Origin of the sequence: Treponema sp. JC4, from assembly GCF_000260795.1 — a bacterium.
Lineage (GTDB): Bacteria > Spirochaetota > Spirochaetia > Treponematales > Treponemataceae > Treponema_D.
Genome location: NZ_AJGU01000013.1, coordinates 25,566 through 43,911, shown reverse-complemented (window position 1 = coordinate 43,911; position 18,346 = coordinate 25,566). Strand labels below are relative to the sequence as shown.

Sequence of the window (18,346 nt, the reverse complement as noted above, 5' to 3'; positions counted from 1 at the left end):
AGGTTGGGAAAAAATCGTATAACATGCACTTCAAATCGGATGTCGGGTCTGCGCCCGCCACCGTTTAAGCGCGTAGTTAGGCGGACGGGCTATTGGCCCGCTTAAGAAAGTGAAAACGAAAAATATAATACATTAAAAAGTATGTTAGGAGAAAAAAATGACACGAAATGAGTATAATGCAAAAGTAAGAAGAGAAGTTGAAGAATTAAAAAAATTTAGAAATGACAATTCCGCCTTTTTAATATGGTTTCTTATAAATATCTATTGTTTATCAGAACAAGATAGTATTGATGCTATATGTGATGGCCCAAATGATAAAGGTATTGATGCAATATGGTTTGATGAAACTGATGAAAAAATTTGTATTTTTCAATCCGAATTTTCACAAACAGATGATAAGAATGCAGGAGATACAAAAATCCGAGAATTTGCAGGTATTTTTAATTGGTTTTCAAATGCAGATACAGTTCAAAATTTAAGAAATAGTTCGATAAACGAAGAACTTAAGAGTAAAATAGAAAACTTAGAACTTGTTGAAAAAATTGCTAACGGATGCAAAGTCAGTTTTATTTATGTTACAAATAAAATTTTTGATAGTAATGCAAAGGAATTTTTATCGCAATTAAAAATTGAAGCTTATGATAATAACAAAATTCTTCAATACTACTCTTTCAGTTCAGCGCCAGAAATAAAAGAAAATCCAATTTCCTTATCAGTTACAAATGATACAATAATTAATTATGATGATAAAGCTATTGTTTTATCTATACCTGCTTTAGAATTAATAAAATTGGAAGGAATTCAAGACCAATCTTTATTTTCTAGAAATGTCAGATTATATACAGGTAACACTCGCGTTAATAAAGATCTGGTTCAAACATTAAAAGTAACAAAAGAACATGAATCATTTTTCTTATACCATAATGGTTTATCTATTATTTGTAGTAAATATACTTATAAAGATAAAACTCTTAATATATCAGGATATCAAGTTATAAATGGCTGCCAGTCATTAATGACATTATTTCAACACAAAGAATTATTAACCGATAAAATACAAATATTATGCAAAATAATAAAAATTGATAATCCAGATTCAGATTTTGTAAAAAAAATTACAAAAAACTCAAATAATCAAAATGCAATAAGTCTTAAAGATTTACGTTCAAACGATAAAATTCAAATTAATCTTCAATCATCATTTAAAGAATTTTATGGGGATTCAATCTTTTATAATATTAAAAAAGGAGAAATTGCATCTGGTGGGCAAGAATACATAAAAATAGATTTTGCAGGTCAATTAATTAAAGCTTTCAAATTTGAAGAATCTTATAAAACTCACTTAAAAACTAGTTTTTTCGGTGAGGAATATGGAACGATTTTTTCTAAAGCAATAACTTGCCATTATATATATATGTCATATCTTGTTTATAAAGTTATAGAAGATAATAGTTCATTAATTGAAAATGAGGCAGTTCGTGTATATGGTTTAGCAAAATTTTCCTTACTTACAATTATGGAAATTATTCTCAAAAATGATACAAAAGGTAAAGAAATTCTAGAAAAACCTGAACAATTCTTAACGAATGAATTAAGGGAAAAATTCATAAAAGCCATTACGTTGTTATTTAAATTGGTGGTTTTAGATTTTAATGCATTTATTAATGAGAAATCTGAAAATAATTCCTTTTTTGATTATAAAAATTTATTTAAAAATAAAGAATTTTGTACATCTATGTATACTCAAATTTTAACAGATCATAAGAAATCTATAATAAGACATTCTGATGATAGTTTTGAAGTTATTTATAATAACGCCTAACAAAGCTTCAAAGCCGACAAACCGGTCAAGCCGGTTTGCGGTTTAAGCAATTGTTATGTGGACGCCCGCATTGGGGCGCTGTTAGGAAACGAAATGAAAACAATTCAATTAAAAAATGATGATTACAAAGGCTATGTAAACAATCTTCGGCATGCTTGTAGAGGAATTGTTATAAATAATGGAAATGTTTTGTTGTGTTATGAATCAAATGAAGGTAAGTACATTATTCCTGGTGGTGGACAAGAGGATAATGAATCTCTTGAACAATGTTGTGAAAGGGAACTTTTAGAAGAAACTAGGATGATTGTAAAAACAAATCCTTGTTATCTAGAAATTGAAGAGTTATTCTTAGATTGGAGACATATTAATCATTATTTTGTTTGTAAAATCATTGAAGATACAGGTACATTCCATCTTACAGAAAATGAAAAACAGGCTGGGTATAAGACAGTTTGGATTCCATTAGATAAGGCTATAGAAATATTTGGAAACTATGAGACTTTTCATAAAACCAACATTGCAGATTATGGGTTGTACAGAAGAGAATTTTTTGCATTAAACGAACTAAAAAAAATCTTAAACGATAAAAAATCAGGTCAAGCCTGATTTTTAGTACGGCGGGGCAAGCCCGCCCTTTTATTTGACAAAAGTGGCAACGTGTAATTATAATATAATTATGGATGAAATAATCTTTGAATGGGATCCAGTAAAAGCTGAATTGAATTATACTAAACACAAAGTAACTTTTGAGGAAGCAAAAAGTGTTTTTTATGATGAAAATGCAATCTTAATTGCGGATCCAGACCATTCAAGTATGGATGAAGACAGATTTATCATGCTTGGACTTAGTTCCGAGTTACATATGTTGGTTGTCTGTCATTGTTACAGAGAAAATGACAGAATTCGTATCATTTCGGCACGAAAAGCAGATACGTTTGAAGCCGCTCAATATGGAGGAAGATAATATGAGAGACCACTACGATTTTTCAAACGGAATAAAAAATCCTTATGCAGATAGACTCAAGAAACAGATAACAATCCGTCTTGATGACCAGGTTATTGAATACTTCAAAAATATGGCAGAAGAAACAGGGATGCCTTATCAGAATATCATAAATTACTATCTTCTGGACTGTGTAAAAGAAAAGAAACACCTGGAAGTAGCGTTCAGTAAATAAAAATCACATAACATGCACTTCAAATCGGATGTCGGGTCTGCGCCCGCCCCCGTTTAAGTGCGTAGTTATGGCGACAGGCCACTGGGCTGGTAATTTGGAAAAATGACAAATAAAATTGTAAATGAAATATGTAATACTTTTTTCCACACGCTTCCAACTAAAATCATAAGAAATAACGTTGGTTTAGCAGGCTATGTTTATACAGTCCAGATTTGTGGCGATAAATACGTATTAAAAATTTCTGATGATAAAAATATAATTTCTGGGTCTACCTATTGGTTGGATAAAATGAAATATCTGGATATTCCAACTCCAAAAATAATTACAGAAAACACTTCTACATCTCCATATTATTTTATAATGACTTTTATTTCCGGAAAAGATCTGGGTATTGTTTATTCAAAACTTTCAAAAGATCAAAAGAAAAATATTGCAAAAAAGCTTATCAATTATCAGCAGGAAATTAAGAAACTTCCTATGGCAAGAGGTTTTGGTTCTCTTAATGCTTATGAAGATTATGAAAATCTATTCAATACCTGGGAAGACTTTATATTAAGTGAAATCAAAAGAGCCGAAAACGGCATAAAGGAAAATAATATTTTTCCCACAGAATATGTTTCGAAAGTTCGAGATTTGATTCCTGATTTTAGAGAATATTTTTCAACTATAAAACCACAACCGTTTTTGGATGATGTATCAACAAAAAACGTGCTTATATATAAAGGAAAGATTTCTGGAATAATTGATCTGGATTGGATTACTTTTGGAGATCAGCTTTATTTCCTTAGCCTCACGACAATGGCTCTATTAAGTATGAAGGCTGATTTAGATTATATAGATTATCTGAAAGACGAAATGAATCTGAATAAAAAGCAGGAAAAAGTAACAGAATTATATGTTCTTATTTTCTGTATTATTTTCATGTCAGAGAAAGGTACGAGTTTTAATAAAAATACTCCGATTTCTGTTACTAACCATGAAAAAAATCATTTAATAAAAATATTTGATAATTATTATGAAAAATTAAAATATTAATTAGTTCTAAACATTACTTGACAGTTAAGAAATGCTTTAAGATAATATATTCGTAAAATATTACGAATATTAGAGGTGCGTATGATAGCAATAAAACCTGTTTCTGATTTACGAAATTATAATGAAGTATTACAGGATGTCGCAGACGAATCTCCTGTTTTCCTCACAAAAAATGGAAGAGGCACCTATGCCGTTATCACAATCAAAGATTACGAAAGATTAACCGCAACAAAAACTCTTTTTGCAGAATTAAAAAAAGGAGAAGATTCTGCTGCAAAGAATGGCTGGTTGGATCCTGCTGATGTTAGAAAAATGGTAGGTCTTTAATGTTTACAGTGAAGATTACTCCACAAGCAGCAGAAGATTTACTCGAAATAAAAAATTACATAGAAAATGAACTTCAAAATCCAATTGCAGCAAATAATACTATCAAAACTATCGTAGAAACATATGAAAACTTGTCTACCCTTGCAGAAGCAGGCATTCCGGTAGAAAGATATGTTCCATTTCCAACTGATTATAAATTTGTTCTGTCAAATAATTATTCAATTTTTTATAGGATCGATAAAAAAATTGTAAGAGTTATAAGAATACTATATTCGAAACGAGATTTTGTAAGAATCTTGTTTGAAAATAAATAATTATACAAAGCCCGACCGCCGCAGGCGGATGCGCCCGAAAAAAAATTAAAAAGGATTTTTATGGACGAAATTATCTCTCAAATAAAAAATCAGACGGAAATTAATTTTATCAATCTCAAGGATCAGCTTGAGGTGGCGGAGCTGGAGGCGGTTTACGACGGGGTAAGTGCCTCGCGATATATTTTTCATAATCTGCATTCGATTGACCGCTTTTTTATTAATCCTAATGACTATGTTTACGAAGGGGAAAGGCTTTTTGGTATTGCGGAAAATCTCAGCGTAATTGATGCTGAGCGAGACGGTTATGTTGATGACCCTTCCATTGTAATTCCGCGGGAAAAGCTTCTGGCCTATTTTGACTTTGTGAAAAATAAGATTGAAAAATATTTTGACGGACTGACTGCAGAGGCGCTTTTGCAAAAGCCGGAGGGCTGCGAATATTCGCGGCTGGAATTGATTCTGGCTCAGTTCCGCCATCAGATGTGGCACGCTGGGCTTTCCAGTGCGATTACCTTTGAGGGAAAAGGTATCTGGAATAAGTTTACGGGTCTTAGCGCATTGAACAAAAAACTTTTCGGGAAATAATAATGAGTACAAAATCTACTATATTACAAATATTATCTTCTTCAAAAGACGGGGCGGCTGTAAGCGGCGAAGAGCTTGCCCAGCAGTGCGGGGTGAGCCGGGCTGCGGTCTGGAAGGCAGTTAACGCTCTCCGTGAGGAAGGCTTTGAAATTACCGGTACGACTAACGGCGGCTACGTGCTTGATTCAAGCGATGTTTTGACCACCGAGGCTGTATCATCAGCTTTTAACTCCACTTTCCCCCAGTTTGCAGGCGCCAGAATCGAATGCTTTAAGGAAATTGACTCAACCCTTTCGCAGGCAAAAAGATGGCTTTCTGAATGCGGCTCCCTGCGAACTGCAGACGGAGAACTTACCCCGGCAGGAAAAAATTACAGCAACGCTGTAATCGTTGCAGAAAAACAGACAGCCGGCCGCGGACGTTCCGGCCGAAGCTTTGTTTCTCCGGCCAAAACGGGAATCTACCTTACAGTTATTTATGCTCCTAAAGGCGGCATTACAGACCCGGCCAAAATTACGGCCTTCAGCGCAGTTGCTGTCTGCCGGGCAATCAAAAAGCTCTATGACATTCAGCCGTCTATCAAATGGATAAACGATATTTTTTACAACGGAAAGAAAATCTGCGGAATTCTGACCGAAGGCACAACTAATTTTGAAACTGGGATTATAGAAGCCGCCGTTATCGGAATTGGAGTAAATATAGAAGATAATGCAGAAGCTTTTGGTGGGGAACTTTCAAAAGTGGCAGGCGGACTTTTAGGAGGCACTGCAGCCCGGGAAGGTGGCACTAACACAAAGGCAGGGGGTACACGCCCGACAGTCAACCCTTCTTCCCGCTCCGTCACCCGTGCCCAGCTGGCCGCTCAGATTGCAGGCGAAACCCTGCAGGTACTCTCGGAAGACGCAGAAACCGTCATTCATGAATACAAGGCCTTGTCTTTCATCATTGGCCGCGAAGTAGAAGTTCATACTTTAATTGACAGCGTCCAGGGTATTTACAAGGCAACCGTAGTCGATATAGACCAGAACGCCGCCCTTGTAGTTCAGCTGCCCGACGGAACAAAAAAAACTCTGATTTCCGGCGAAGTCAGCCTAAAATCAGAGTCTTTTACAGGATAAAGCCCGGGGGGGGGTAGTCTGCAAACTGTAAGGCAGACTAAAAGTATTCCTTAATCAGGCTGTCCGCATATCTTTCTGCCCGCTCTCTGTTCTTCATCGAAATCACGAGGAAATCTACCATAAGTTCCTTACTGTAACGTTTGTTTACAAGCTCGGCATGACACAAAAAGCGCAGGGCAACCGTAGAAGAAAGAATATCAATATCAGAAGCGGCTAGAAGTTTTTCTATCATCTGCATGGCAAGAGAATAATTTTCCGTCAGCATCTGCTGTAAATCACCGATATTCCGCTTCTTAAGCCAGTCCAGCTGCTCAAGGTAATTATCCGGCGATTCCTGAGAAATTTCAGCCTCGCAGACATTGGAAATTGTACGCAGAAAACTCTGCATGCTCTTGCTGTTATTCATGTATTCTTCAAGAGAAACTGAATCAATCGGGATATCATTTGCCGTATCTGCAATAATTCTTTCGTGAACATCCTTTGTATAGGCAGCAACTCTGTCCCTGATGCTTACAAAATGCTCATCAGCAATTTCAAGAAGCCCCGCAAGACGGAAGAAATCTCGTTTTACAGCAGTCGGAACACCAAATTTAGTCTTATATCCTAAATCATGTTCCATAACCGCCCAGATATGCTGCATCAGAGAACACATCTGAACTTCAAAGCGCTTATTAAGCAATTCCGGAGCATACTTTCCGTTAGGCTTTAAGGAACAGATGTAATGAACAGAAAGATATCCAAAAGTATTTACATTCAGATATTTTCGCTTATCAATTGATTCATTCCAGTCAACATCAAAGCGCTGTTCAATCTGGGCCGCAAGCTTATCCACATCATCAGAAAAAAAGCAGACAACACGTGTTCCCAGAATATCTGTAATATCAGAAAGAGAAGAATATTTATCGCCCTTGCGTTCAAGTTTTCCCGCAAGACTTTTTTCTTCCTTAATTCGGTGATTTATGGCATAAATCTGAATGTTACAACTGTCAGCAATATCCTGTAAAACGGCAACAGCCTCTTTTTCAAGCTTTTCGAAATCGGGTTTTGCCTCCCGATATTCTGCCATAATCAAATGTTCTTTTGCATTCATAAACTAAAAGCTCTTTTTTACAGTAATTTCTACTTTATTTCCCTGCAAACCAACGGTCACGTCATCAGCAATATTAGCGATAATTGATTTTTCAAGCTCATCCCATTTTTCGTCTTTTTCTTTATTAACATTGTCGCGGTAGTTAATCAAAGTCCACATAGGAGAGGCAGGAACTGTATCGCTTGTAAAACCATAATCAAAGAATGGTGCTGCAACTTTTACAGTATTTTCATAATCAATCAGCATAAATTCAATTGCAATCTTGATTTTTGACATAACTCCACTTGCAGAAGCATTTTTTCCGTCAGAAGAAATTGCAAGTATTTTTTCACGCTTTTCAAAATCAAGGTTTTCGTTCGGAACAAGAGAAAGGTGCAATTCAATTTTTTTCCCATAAGGTTCAATCCAGAATTCACCGTTAGTAAAGCTAAGAAGTTCAGGAAGCATTCCAACAAGTTCCTCGCCAATCAATCTGAGCCGCATTGTTTCTTTTTCAGTAAGTTTGGCATTTGCTGCAGCCATTTCGCATTCCTGCAAAATCAAATCAAGGAAGTCTTTTCCATTCTCTTTTGTTGTAATTTTCATATTTTACCTGCCTGTATTAAAACTCCAGCGTGTCGTATTTTTCTAACAAACTGGTTATTTTTTCTATAAATTCCGAAATCCGCTTCTGCTCAAAAGCCGTCGGCTTGCCTTTTTTGTGATACTTGTTTATCAGACGTATATAACACAAAATTGCAGCTTTTTCGGTTATTTCATTAAGAATTATTTCATCATCCGTATTCAGATACTGACTTAAAAAGAAATCAAAGTATCTTTTTGAAGTCGCATAAGAAAATCCCATGAATTTTTCAACATTGGACGGATCATCAAGTCCAAGACTTACATAGAAATAATATACATCACTGATTTCCGCGATTGGATGGCCCTGAGAAACTCTTCCCATATCAATCAAAAGCGGCTCGCCCTTAAGCAGGAAGACATTTCCTGTGTGGAAATCGCCATGAAGTACAGTTTTATAATTTCCCAGTCTATCAATAAGTGCCTTGCATTTTTTACCAAGCCCTTCATTTTCAATCATCAGGCCGCCGTCAAGATAGGAATTAAACCTTTCAGAAACAAGAGGGAAAACAAAATTATCAATCTTGATATCATGAATTGTATGAGCCAGATCTGACATCATCTTTGCATAAACTTCAACCTGACCTGGAGCGCGGGCTATAAAATTAGAAAGCGGTTCAGAATCAACAAGCTCATACATAGCGCCATACTTATTACCAACCGACACAATACCAAAAGAAATTGCTGTAGGAATTCCAAGGATAAAAGCCCTTCGGCTTAAATCGATTTCCATTTCAACATCGTGATAAGTGTTGTTTTCGTTGAAAACCTTAATTACCAGCTCATCATCATAGCGGTATACTTCGCCCTTAGCGCCCCGCCCGATAATCTTACAGCCTTCAACCGAAACTTCCTTGTATTTTTTGTATCTTGTCTTTTCAGAGTCAAAGGTTCCCGGCCAGATAAAGTTAATATGCTTGATGAATTCCTTAAAGGCACCGGTTTTATTAAGCGAAAGCTCTACGGTTTCCGCAATAGACTGATAGTACCAGCGGTGTTTTTCCGGATCAGTCTGGTTAAGACTTTTCCACATTTCCTCACCAAGCTCAGAATAGGCCCGGGCAATCGAACGGATATTTGCAAGCTTATCGGAAAGCCAGAGCATTTTAACTCCAATATCCGTACTGTTTTTTAATACAAGAATTGAATCCTCTTTTCTTCGCTGCCAGGTAAGGCTTTTATCTTCGCCCGGATATTTTTTTTCAGATTCAGAAGCTACAAGCAGAGCTACTCGTTTTCCAAAACGGCTCTCAATTTCTTCCATACTTCCGTCTGTATCTTCAACAATATCATGAAGGATTCCGGCTGTTATGATTTCTTCATCATCAGTCAGGGTAGCAAGAATCTGTGCTACTTCCAGAGGATGAAAAATGTAAGGGATTTTATTCAGTTTTCGAGTTTTTCCCTGATGCATTATCGTTGCATAAATAATTGCTTCTTCAAGTAATTTCATCATATATGTTAAAGGATAACACAGGAATTGAAAAATGCACGAAAAAAACGTTCTGTTAGAATAATGTTTTTAACTATTCATGACTTCTTACTGCAAGTGCCCGGGCTGCGTTGTAGGCCTGTTTGATTCCCACACTCAAAAAAACGGGAAAAATTGCCTTAAGCATTTTGATACCGCTTTTTCCTCCGCGTGCAAGCCAGGCTCTTCTGGAAAGCTCCCAGTTTTTGTAAACCATTGGGATAAAACAGATGAAAAGCGAGGCTGTAGGGGTAAAGCGGTTTTTCTTTGATACCGGAAGAATTTTTCGTACGGCACTTTCAATTGCCCCTAGTCCTTCGCGGATTTGCAGGGTGGTAGAAGTTTTGAAGAGGATTGATGCCGACTGCAGGATACAGAAAAGTTTTACAAGCATTCTGATAGTTGAGGTATTTTTGAAGGATGATGATAAAGAGAGTTTTAGGCTGTCAACTAACGTAAAAGTCGTGGTCTGCGGGTTTGCAAGGCCCCCCTGACAGGCGGCAAAAAAGGTAGCAATGAAGCTTGTAGCGTACAAAATCACTGCGTAATATAAAACTGGACGTAAATCGGCAAAGAGCTCGCGAGGGGTAAAATGCAGGGCAAAGGCCAGGATTGCCTGAAGCAGAATAAAAGCAAGCGCAAACTGGAGAGGCAGATTAAAAATCAGAATATTCAGGGCTGGAATCAAAAGGATTTTGAGCCAGGCAGGCATTTTGTGCAGCGGGCTATTTCCCGCTTTGTAAGAGAAGGCAAGACTGTTTTTACCTGTTTTAATCATTGTATATCCTTACAATGGCTCCCGGTCGTGTAACGCCCTCGCGCCAGTTATGTCTACCATAATAAATCCGTTACCTTTTTATAGGAATTAAACGGATTACGTATGTTCCACTGCTCAACATCAGTTCCAACTATCTCCTCAGGCGTCCCATCAAAAACCTTTTCGCCGCGGAAAAGTACGATAAAACGGTCGGCAAGAGCCAGGCATTTTTCAATTTCGTGGGTAAGAAGAATTATCGTTTTTTTCTGAGCCTTCAGATCACGCAGAAGAGCGTTGACCTGACGAACGCCACCAAAATCAAGATTGGCGTATGGCTCATCCAGAATTATCAGGGGTAAATCCATGGCCAGCATGCAGGCAACCGCAAGACGACGTTTTTCACCGCCGGACAAAAAGCGGGCAGGAAAATCTTTTTTGGCGGTAAGACCGGTTTTCTCAAGGGCATCGGCTACGGCGGCTTTTATCCGCTCCCGGCTCCAGCCAAGATTTTTCGGTCCAAAAGCAATATCTTCTTCGGGAGTTTCACCTAAAATCTGAGTTTCTGCCTCCTGAAAAACAAGCCCGGCCCGGCCAAAGCTTTCTACGTTACCGGAATCAGCAGTTTCCAGCCCCGCGATAATCGACATCAAAAGGCTTTTTCCGCTGCCGTTTTCCCCGCCGATTACGGTAAAAGTTCCCTTCTCCAGCTCAAAGCTGACATTTTTAAGAACTTCCCGGCGTCCATTCAGAGTATTAAAGCCTTTGCAGATGTTTTTTACCGATAATTTTTCCATAAAACCTATTTTAATCAGCGTAAAGATACTGGGCAATAACAGGGCGGATTTTCAGCGCCACAGGAATTGTAATCACAAGCTTAATGATATCACCCGGAATATATGGAATAACACAGGCCGCCATTGTATAAGCCATAACTGATTTTTCAGCAGGAACCCGTCCGCCGCCGACAGCCCATTTTGCAAAATGAATTACACCAGGAATGTACAAAATCACCATACCGGCAATCATAGCAAGCGAAACCCGCAGAGCCAGTCCCAAAGTGATTTTTTTATCTGTAACAGAAGGTTTTCCTGCAATTAAACCGGAAACAATTGCGCCAAGGAGATAGCCCAGCAAAAATCCGCCGGTTGGTCCCATCCAGACCCCGATTCCGCTGCTACCACCAGAATAAACCGGAAGGCCGATTAAACCTGCCAGCAAAAATAAAGCTACAGGAGCGCCGGCAAAAAGACCGCCAAGAAGAACCGCTGTCAAAATGCAAAGGGCATTCTGAAGTACGATTGGAACAGGTCCAAGAGGAATCATAATAAAGCAGCCAACACAAATCACTGCCGCAAACAAAGCAATAAAAGCAGGAAGTAAACTTTTTCTTTTCATAATAATGCGAATTTATCGCAAATTAAAAAGATTGTAAACCTGTATTTTATAAATAAGTTTACAATATTTTTATCACCCTTACCTAGAAACTGATTGAACCTACATCAAGAGAGAAAAATGGCGCAACAGTCTTCTGCAAGGTTGTTCCCGCACCAACTCTCATATAAATACTGTAGGAAGCCTTTACCTTCAAAGCCATTCCACCGCTGCAAGACCAGAGAAAATAATGACTGCTGCAGTTATCAAAATCAGTTGGAATCAGCTTTGTAAAATCCTGAGTTATGCTTCCAAAAGTCCCGTTCAGAGTAAACAATAAATCTCCGCCAAGAATTGTAAGCTGCTGAAAAGGCATAAGTTGCAGCATAAGGGAGCCTGCAAGAACATTGCTTCCATAAACATTAGGACTGCAAATCTGCGGATAGTAAATCCTGTTGAAATTGGTAAAGCCTTCTGTCAGCATGGCATATCTTGAATCAGAAAGATTTCTCAAAACGTCAGTTCCCAAAAGTGCCGAAGTACTCAAAGACATATGAGGGCCCATTGGAATTACAGCTTTTCCTTCCGCACTTAAAATCAGCAGTCTCTTCTGAACTTCCCAGCCGTCTTTAAAGGGAAATGAGTAACGGCCATTAAAATCAAAATAAAAGCCTTTTTTAGGAAAAACCATGGAATCAAGATTGAATATTTCATAATTTAAGAAAAATCCCATACTGTTTGCCGTTGTAGTCAGTTCAAGCACGTCATCTAATACTTCCGCCGGAGACAGACCTCGTCTTTTTGCCTCCTCCCTGACATCTTCACTTAATTTATCATCAAAATAGTCTATTCCAAACAAAGAGTCGGTTGAATAACGCTTAAAATATCCGCCAAGCTTTACAGTATGGCCTAAATCTGTTCGGGAACCAACTGAAGCCCAGGCATTAAAAGTTTTATAGGAAGAATTTTCAGAATAATCATTAGATTTAAAATCAAAAGGCAGCTGAGGATAGCGGGTATCCTCCACATTCAGGTCTAAATCAGCAAAAAGATTGGTATTTATCGGCTGAAGGTAATAAAGGTCAGCACCGTAATCATTTATCGTTTTTCCCCGGAAAGAAATAACAGAACCCCGCCCCGTAAGTCCGCGGAATTGAAGTCCCAGAATAAAATCCAGCATGGCAGTGGTTCTGGTCGAAACAATCTGGGTAAAATCAATGTCAGCACAGATTTTTGTACTTTTTGCCTCTTCCTGCTTCATTTTCAAAAGAAGCTTAGAGCCATTTTCACCTTCAAAAACCCGCGCCTTTATATTCTTATAGTTACCGGTAAGCTTGATATTTTCCATAAAACTGGTAAAAACTTCCGGAGTAAACTGCTTTCCAAGAACAGCCTTACTTTCCTTATCCAGATATTTTTTATCAGCTGGTAGCAGGCCTTCTGCCTCAACAGAATTAATCACTAGATTTGGTTTTACATCATAGCGGAAATGCTTTTTGGAGAGGCCTTCTTTTGAAATCCTATTTCCATTTGAATCATAATCCTTTGGATAGATTTTTTTGCGCAATTGTTCCAGGTCGGCCTTATACTGTTCTACGGCTTTTTTTCCTTCCTCATAAATCACAGAAGATTTTTTAAAATCCATAGTTCCGTATTTTCCGACTTCCGGCGTAATTATCAAATCAGCATATTCATACATAGCCTTTGTCGCCGTGTACTGGGCAATCGTAATTGTTTCCAGCATTGCAACGCCCGGATTTGCCGTAAAAGTATCTGGATTATCACGAGGTTTTTGCGAAATATCAATCGCAATGATGATGTCGTAGCCCATATTTTTGGCAACATTAATTGCAAGATTGTAACGAACGCCGCCGTCAATGCAGTATTTTCCGTCAATTTCCATAGGTTCAAAAACTGAAGGAATACTCATACTTGCACGGATTGCTTCCGCAATATCACCTTCATCATAAACCAGAGCCTCGCCGGTAAGCATATCGGTGGTGACGGCACGGAAAGGAAGGGGAAATTTATTAAAATCCATATCAGAAGGATATTTGATAACCCGCTCTTTTATCATTTCATAGATTTTCTGTCCGTTTGAAAGGCCTTTTCCCAGTTTAAGGGAAAAATCAAGACCAAGATTAAGGGAAAGCAGATAATTATAAAGGCTGTGCTCCTTTAGAGTACGCTCATAAGGTGAATAAGCAACATCAGAAAAAATCGGCGACCAGTCAACATTCTGAAAAGTTTTATCAATTTGCTGAGGAGTATAACCCGCAGAATAAAGGCCGCCTATAATAGAGCCGATACTCGTTCCAACCACCATATCAATCGGGATATCAAGCTCTTCGATAAGTTCAATTACCGGAAGATGGGCAAAGCCCTTAGCACCCCCGCCCGCAAGAACCAGGGCAACAGAAGGACGTCCCTCAGGCTTGGGACCCGCAGGCAATTTTTCATCAGCAATATGAGGCCCGCAAAACAAATCAGCCAGAACAAAAAAGCAAGCTATCGATAAAAGAATAGATTTTTTCATTCTTCTATAATAACACGCTTTTTTCAAATTTGCCCCTTAATTGAAATTTACCTTAAAAATGAGCATAATATCAGAACGTTATGTTTGACTCGGAGAAAATCAAAAAATTTTTTAGAATATCAATTCTTGCCCTCTTCGTTTTTCTTGCTTACGGCTGTCGTACAACCCGCACGGTTCAGATTTTTGATGATTACAAAGAAAAAGTTACAATAGAAGCGCCGGAACTTGCCGCAACTGAAGATGAGGCCTATATTTTTTTCCGACTTTACAACCCCTGCTATTCAAGTCCGCTCAACGTTACAAACCTCTTGAAATTCGGAATCAGTACAACAAACCTCAGCGATATTTTTGTTAGCCACGCCGCAATAGGTTTTGATTTGAATGATGATTTTTACGGAGTTACCCTGGGCGGAAAACAGCAGCTAAAACTTGAAATCTGCACAGACCTTTCAAACAATCCGTATATGAGAAAATGCGACCCTGTTTCATCTGAGCTATGGGTTTACGCAATGAAAGTTCCGCGTTCAGAGTATCAGGCTTCGCTGGAAATGGTTCAGTTTTTTTTAGATAATGTAACCGTAAAATATTCTGTTATGCAGAATTTCCCCTATACCTGCTATAACATCAAAAGAAAATTCTTTACTCTGAAAAAAAATCAGGGATTCGGAAGCCCAAAACTCACAAAAAAAAGCTATAACATCTATAAAGATTTGAATCCCAAGCGAACACCTAAAAAATTCGTCTGCTCAACCTTTATTGCCTATATTTTGATGCATAATGTTACAGAAATTCAGAAGCTTTTTATAGAAAAAAACATCAACTACCGCTATGTAGTTCCAGGTGATTTCACCAGCTTTCCCGGCGTAATCAAGCTTTTCTATTCCAGCTGGGAAGACTATCTGATTGCTGCCCAGAAATTCGTAGAAGAAAACCCGGATTTTGCACCTTATTTTAAGCAGTGGCAGGAAAAATAAAAAAAAGCATACGGCCTTTTAGTCGTATGCTTTTTCTTTTTAATACAAGGTTTCGCCAAGAATTCTTGCGGCTAGGCTTACAGCAAGAATTGCTGTCTGGTTTCTTATATCAAGAATCGGGTTTACTTCGACAATTTCTGCAGATTTTACCATATTAGTAGCGGCCATTTCTTCCATCAAAAGCAGGGCTTCGCGGTTTGTGAGTCCGCCTGGAAGAGGAATACCGGTTCCCGGGGCAAACATAGGGTCAAGAACATCCATGTCAAAGCTGACGTGAATTATATCTACGCGGGAGCGGAAGAAGCATACAATCTGCTTGAGGATTGCAGAAAAGCCCTGACGCTCGATGTCACTCATTGTGAAGACTGTAACACCGGCTTCTTTCATCAGCTTTTTTTCGCCTTCGTCCAAATCACGCTGACCAACAAAGCAGATGTTTTTAGGGTCAACCTTTTGTCCGTCATAGTAGAGGTTTGTAAGTTCCGGGATTCCATAGCCTGCCGACGCTGCAAGACATTCTCCGTGGATGTTGCCGCTTGGGGTTGTTTCTGTAGTGTTGAAATCGCCGTGGGCATCAACGTAGAGGATTCCCAGCCTTTTGCCCTGTTTTTTGGCACTGGCTGAAAGTCCTGCAATTGAGCCCAGCGCAATGGAGTGGTCGCCTCCGATTGTAAGTGGGAAATCGCCTTTATCAGCTATTTCTTCTACAAGGGCAGCAAGGTTTGTGCAGGCTTTTGTGATTGGTTCAAGGTATTTTGCCTTAGGATTTCCGATTTTTTCGTATTCCTGAGTTGTTACCTGAAAAATTGAAGAATGTTCAAAAGTTTTGTGTCCCAGGCTTTCAATTTTTTCTTTAATTCCGGCTAAGCGGATTGCCGAAGGTCCCATATCAGAACCATGGCGGCTGGCACCAAAGTCCAGCGGCATTTCTAGAATATGAACGTTCATAAAAAACTCCAGTTAGAAAATATTTAGGTAAAACTGGCGCGAGGGAACAGAGCATGGGGCAAAAACACTCTGATTGTTGCGACCGCATGAGCGGTCAATTCAATGGTTTCTTTGCAACAATCAGCGTGTAGCGCGATATCGCGCGGTTTTGTACCATGCTCTGTGACCGGGAGCCATTATTTTAGGGGAAACTATTTATAATATGAAAGATTTTTAATCCTCTTCCACAAACATAGCTTCAATTTCTTTCTTGTAAATCTCATTGATTCTGAAGCGCATGATTTCCTGCTTAGCAGAAAGTTCAACGCCAACTTCAAATGGTTTTGTAATCAGAGTGAACTTGTTGATACGCTCGAACATCTTAAATCCGTTCTTTGAGCTGATAAGGTTTGCAATTTCACCTTCGTAAAGGGACTGGATTCCGTTCGATGCAAGAAGATTTTCGTAAGTATCGTACTGGATTCCGTTTTCTGCGGCGTAATTCTTGATTTCATCTTCATCAACAAGAATCAGGGCAGCAAGATAGCGCTTGTCCTGACCAAGAACAACTGCCTGCTTGATAAAGCGAGATTCAGAAAGCTTCATTTCGATTGGAAGAGGCTCAAGGTTTTCTCCACCGCGCAAAACGATTGTATCTTTAATACGTCCCTTAATCTGAAGTTCATTGTGAATTGTAAATACTGCCAGGTCGCCAGTATCCAGCCAGCCGTCAACAGTCATAACTTTTTCTGTCAAATCAGGGCGTTTATAATAGCCTTTCATTACAGTTGGACCCTTAATCTGAAGGATTCCCTGCTGACCGCGTTCAAGAACATAACCGTCCATATCAACAATGCGGGCCTGAACTCCACGGATTGGAGAACCGATTGTGCGGTAAATTGGAGCCGCAATCGGACGAACTGCAACGATTGGAGCTGTTTCTGTAAGACCGTAACCTTCTACAATCTCAACACCAATAGCCCAGAAGAATTCATCAATATTTTTAGGATAAGCTCCACCGCCGGCAATACCAACGCGGAAGTTAGAGCCAAGCATAACCTTAATCTTGCGGAAAATCAGCAGATCACCCAGCCAGTAAAGAGGCCACATCAGGCTCCAAGGCAGGATGAAGAGAATCCACCAGAGAACCGGGCGGTAAGCTGTAAAGCAAGGATTCTGATTAAACATTTTACGCTGCATTGCCTTATGGATTTTTGCAACGCCAACGAAGAAATTGAAAAGTTTAAGAACCAGTCCGCCGGTTTTTCGCATTTTTTTAGTAACGCCGTCGTAAACAGCTTCAAAAACGCGGGGAACGGCTGGAAGCAGGTGAGGATTGAGCTTTTTGAAATCTGCCAGCAAAATTGAACCGATTGGCTTTGAATAGCAGATTGCTCCACCCTGAATCAAAATTACGTATTCTACTTCGCGTTCGAAAACGTGCCATACCGGCAGAACGCTGAGGGCTCGGTCACCAGGGTTGATATAAATTCGCTCTGGGATTTCATCAAGCTGGGCAAGGAAGTTTTTGTGAGTGAGCATTACACCCTTTGGAGTTCCTGTTGTTCCCGAAGTAAAGATGATAGTAGCAAGATCTTCGCCTGTACCTTTTTCAACTTCAGCTTCGATTTCATCCTTGTGCTCAACGCGCCATTTTTTACCGCTGTTTACAAGCTGAGTAAAGGTGTAAAGTTCAACTTCGCCAGACTTGCAGGCATCACGAACTTCATCCTTAATATCATCTTCAAGAGCGATAATAATTTTAAGAGCCGGAAGCTTTTCCTTAAGGCTCATGATTTTCTTTACCTGAGAATTATTCTGGGCAATACAGAATTTACATTCAGTGATTGCAAGAATCTGTTCAAGGTCGATTAAAGTTGCGTCACAGCCGCGTGGAACATCAACCGCACCAATAGAAATAACGCCGATATCAGCCTGCTGCCATTCCGGGCAGTTATCAGAAATCAAACCGATAGGCTCGGTACGCTTCAATCCCAAATCAAGGAGTCCGGCACCAAAATCAAGACCGGTCTGGTACATTGTTCTGTATGTGATAGGTTCAAAATCACCGTTTTTCAGGCGACGATACTGTGCAGGAATTTCAGGCCACTTTTCAGCCGAATTCTTAATCATCTTTGCAACAGTGTAGTTTTCCTCAAATACCATAATTACCTCATTTAAAGTAAAATGACAATTTTATAAAAAATGTTAAGTAATTAA

Annotated in this window: 19 protein-coding genes; 10 read left to right on the top strand and 9 right to left on the bottom strand. The window is 38.9% G+C overall.

Annotated features, from left to right (window positions below; genetic code table 11):
* Positions 1–157 precede the first annotated feature (157 nt).
* The 9 genes from MSI_RS07180 (at position 158) to MSI_RS07140 (ending at position 6,379) form a co-directional block, all read left to right on the top strand.
* Positions 158–1,822, top strand: coding sequence for an AIPR family protein (locus MSI_RS07180; RefSeq protein WP_009105266.1), 1,665 nt, complete (start codon positions 158–160; stop codon positions 1,820–1,822).
* 93 nt (positions 1,823–1,915) lie between these two features.
* A complete protein-coding gene (locus MSI_RS07175; protein ID WP_009105264.1) occupies positions 1,916–2,428 on the top strand; it encodes an NUDIX hydrolase in 513 nt (170 codons plus the stop codon).
* 70 nt (positions 2,429–2,498) lie between these two features.
* Positions 2,499–2,786 carry a BrnT family toxin gene (locus tag MSI_RS07170; protein WP_009105263.1) on the top strand — a complete coding sequence of 96 codons (288 nt, stop codon included), beginning with the start codon at positions 2,499–2,501 and terminating at the stop codon, positions 2,784–2,786.
* A gap of 1 nt (position 2,787) precedes the next feature.
* Entirely contained in the window at positions 2,788–3,000 is a 213-nt protein-coding gene (locus MSI_RS07165; RefSeq protein WP_009105262.1) for a BrnA antitoxin family protein, read from the top strand.
* 102 nt (positions 3,001–3,102) lie between these two features.
* A complete protein-coding gene (locus MSI_RS07160) occupies positions 3,103–4,035 on the top strand; it encodes a phosphotransferase (protein WP_009105261.1) in 933 nt (310 codons plus the stop codon).
* A gap of 81 nt (positions 4,036–4,116) precedes the next feature.
* A complete protein-coding gene (locus tag MSI_RS07155) occupies positions 4,117–4,362 on the top strand; it encodes a type II toxin-antitoxin system prevent-host-death family antitoxin (protein ID WP_009105260.1) in 246 nt (81 codons plus the stop codon).
* Positions 4,362–4,676 carry a type II toxin-antitoxin system RelE/ParE family toxin gene (locus MSI_RS07150; protein WP_009105259.1) on the top strand — a complete coding sequence of 105 codons (315 nt, stop codon included), beginning with the start codon at positions 4,362–4,364 and terminating at the stop codon, positions 4,674–4,676. The genes MSI_RS07155 and MSI_RS07150 overlap by 1 nt, the downstream gene beginning before the upstream one ends.
* A gap of 60 nt (positions 4,677–4,736) precedes the next feature.
* On the top strand, positions 4,737–5,261 hold the full coding sequence (locus MSI_RS07145) for a hypothetical protein (RefSeq protein ID WP_009105258.1): 525 nt from the start codon (positions 4,737–4,739) through the stop codon (positions 5,259–5,261).
* 2 nt (positions 5,262–5,263) lie between these two features.
* Entirely contained in the window at positions 5,264–6,379 is a 1,116-nt protein-coding gene (locus MSI_RS07140; RefSeq protein WP_009105257.1) for a bifunctional biotin--[acetyl-CoA-carboxylase] synthetase/biotin operon repressor, read from the top strand.
* Between the two features lie 37 nt (positions 6,380–6,416).
* Here MSI_RS07140 and MSI_RS07135 read toward each other — a convergent pair whose 3' ends face one another.
* The 7 genes from MSI_RS07135 to MSI_RS07105 all read right to left on the bottom strand — a co-directional run bounded on the left by MSI_RS07135 (position 6,417) and on the right by MSI_RS07105 (position 14,225).
* Positions 6,417–7,469: a GTP pyrophosphokinase family protein gene (locus MSI_RS07135; RefSeq protein ID WP_009105256.1), complete on the bottom strand. Its 1,053-nt coding sequence runs from the start codon at positions 7,467–7,469 to the stop codon at positions 6,417–6,419.
* A 3-nt stretch (positions 7,470–7,472) separates the two neighbouring features.
* Positions 7,473–8,054 carry a hypothetical protein gene (locus MSI_RS07130; RefSeq protein WP_009105255.1) on the bottom strand — a complete coding sequence of 194 codons (582 nt, stop codon included), beginning with the start codon at positions 8,052–8,054 and terminating at the stop codon, positions 7,473–7,475.
* 16 nt (positions 8,055–8,070) lie between these two features.
* Positions 8,071–9,546 (bottom strand): HD domain-containing protein, encoded by a 1,476-nt coding sequence (locus tag MSI_RS13970; protein WP_009105254.1) that lies wholly within the window; start codon positions 9,544–9,546, stop codon positions 8,071–8,073.
* A gap of 70 nt (positions 9,547–9,616) precedes the next feature.
* The gene (locus tag MSI_RS07120) at positions 9,617–10,339 is read right to left on the bottom strand and encodes a hypothetical protein (protein ID WP_009105253.1); all 723 of its coding nucleotides are present in this window, start codon (positions 10,337–10,339) and stop codon (positions 9,617–9,619) included.
* Positions 10,340–10,392: 53 nt separating this feature from the next.
* A complete protein-coding gene (locus tag MSI_RS07115; RefSeq protein WP_009105252.1) occupies positions 10,393–11,112 on the bottom strand; it encodes an energy-coupling factor ABC transporter ATP-binding protein in 720 nt (239 codons plus the stop codon).
* Between the two features lie 10 nt (positions 11,113–11,122).
* A complete protein-coding gene (locus tag MSI_RS07110; protein ID WP_009105251.1) occupies positions 11,123–11,713 on the bottom strand; it encodes a biotin transporter BioY in 591 nt (196 codons plus the stop codon).
* A gap of 82 nt (positions 11,714–11,795) precedes the next feature.
* Complete coding sequence (locus tag MSI_RS07105) at positions 11,796–14,225, bottom strand: patatin-like phospholipase family protein (RefSeq protein ID WP_009105250.1); 2,430 nt, start codon at positions 14,223–14,225, stop codon at positions 11,796–11,798.
* 80 nt (positions 14,226–14,305) lie between these two features.
* On the opposite strand from MSI_RS07105, the gene MSI_RS07100 reads away from it, so the two are divergent.
* On the top strand, positions 14,306–15,199 hold the full coding sequence (locus MSI_RS07100) for a hypothetical protein (protein ID WP_009105249.1): 894 nt from the start codon (positions 14,306–14,308) through the stop codon (positions 15,197–15,199).
* Positions 15,200–15,238: 39 nt separating this feature from the next.
* Here the strand turns inward: MSI_RS07100 and rocF are convergent, their stop codons facing one another.
* Together rocF and MSI_RS07090 are read right to left on the bottom strand one after the other, a co-directional pair.
* The gene (gene rocF, locus MSI_RS07095; protein WP_009105246.1) at positions 15,239–16,147 is read right to left on the bottom strand and encodes an arginase; all 909 of its coding nucleotides are present in this window, start codon (positions 16,145–16,147) and stop codon (positions 15,239–15,241) included.
* Positions 16,148–16,360: 213 nt separating this feature from the next.
* The gene (locus MSI_RS07090) at positions 16,361–18,292 is read right to left on the bottom strand and encodes a long-chain fatty acid--CoA ligase (RefSeq protein ID WP_009105244.1); all 1,932 of its coding nucleotides are present in this window, start codon (positions 18,290–18,292) and stop codon (positions 16,361–16,363) included.
* Positions 18,293–18,346: the final 54 nt, after the last annotated feature.

Bases quoted from the DNA above. Each gene is read 5' to 3' on its own strand.
- MSI_RS07180 (WP_009105266.1), top strand. From the start codon at position 158: ATGACACGAAATGAGTATAATGCAAAAGTAAGAAGAGAAGTTGAAGAA.
- MSI_RS07175 (WP_009105264.1), top strand. From the start codon at position 1,916: ATGAAAACAATTCAATTAAAAAATGATGATTACAAAGGCTATGTAAAC.
- MSI_RS07170 (WP_009105263.1), top strand. From the start codon at position 2,499: ATGGATGAAATAATCTTTGAATGGGATCCAGTAAAAGCTGAATTGAAT.
- MSI_RS07165 (WP_009105262.1), top strand. From the start codon at position 2,788: ATGAGAGACCACTACGATTTTTCAAACGGAATAAAAAATCCTTATGCA.
- MSI_RS07160 (WP_009105261.1), top strand. From the start codon at position 3,103: ATGACAAATAAAATTGTAAATGAAATATGTAATACTTTTTTCCACACG.
- MSI_RS07155 (WP_009105260.1), top strand. From the start codon at position 4,117: ATGATAGCAATAAAACCTGTTTCTGATTTACGAAATTATAATGAAGTA.
- MSI_RS07150 (WP_009105259.1), top strand. From the start codon at position 4,362: ATGTTTACAGTGAAGATTACTCCACAAGCAGCAGAAGATTTACTCGAA.
- MSI_RS07145 (WP_009105258.1), top strand. From the start codon at position 4,737: ATGGACGAAATTATCTCTCAAATAAAAAATCAGACGGAAATTAATTTT.
- MSI_RS07140 (WP_009105257.1), top strand. From the start codon at position 5,264: ATGAGTACAAAATCTACTATATTACAAATATTATCTTCTTCAAAAGAC.
- MSI_RS07135 (WP_009105256.1), bottom strand. From the start codon at position 7,469: ATGAATGCAAAAGAACATTTGATTATGGCAGAATATCGGGAGGCAAAA.
- MSI_RS07130 (WP_009105255.1), bottom strand. From the start codon at position 8,054: ATGAAAATTACAACAAAAGAGAATGGAAAAGACTTCCTTGATTTGATT.
- MSI_RS13970 (WP_009105254.1), bottom strand. From the start codon at position 9,546: ATGATGAAATTACTTGAAGAAGCAATTATTTATGCAACGATAATGCAT.
- MSI_RS07120 (WP_009105253.1), bottom strand. From the start codon at position 10,339: ATGATTAAAACAGGTAAAAACAGTCTTGCCTTCTCTTACAAAGCGGGA.
- MSI_RS07115 (WP_009105252.1), bottom strand. From the start codon at position 11,112: ATGGAAAAATTATCGGTAAAAAACATCTGCAAAGGCTTTAATACTCTG.
- MSI_RS07110 (WP_009105251.1), bottom strand. From the start codon at position 11,713: ATGAAAAGAAAAAGTTTACTTCCTGCTTTTATTGCTTTGTTTGCGGCA.
- MSI_RS07105 (WP_009105250.1), bottom strand. From the start codon at position 14,225: ATGAAAAAATCTATTCTTTTATCGATAGCTTGCTTTTTTGTTCTGGCT.
- MSI_RS07100 (WP_009105249.1), top strand. From the start codon at position 14,306: ATGTTTGACTCGGAGAAAATCAAAAAATTTTTTAGAATATCAATTCTT.
- rocF (WP_009105246.1), bottom strand. From the start codon at position 16,147: ATGAACGTTCATATTCTAGAAATGCCGCTGGACTTTGGTGCCAGCCGC.
- MSI_RS07090 (WP_009105244.1), bottom strand. From the start codon at position 18,292: ATGGTATTTGAGGAAAACTACACTGTTGCAAAGATGATTAAGAATTCG.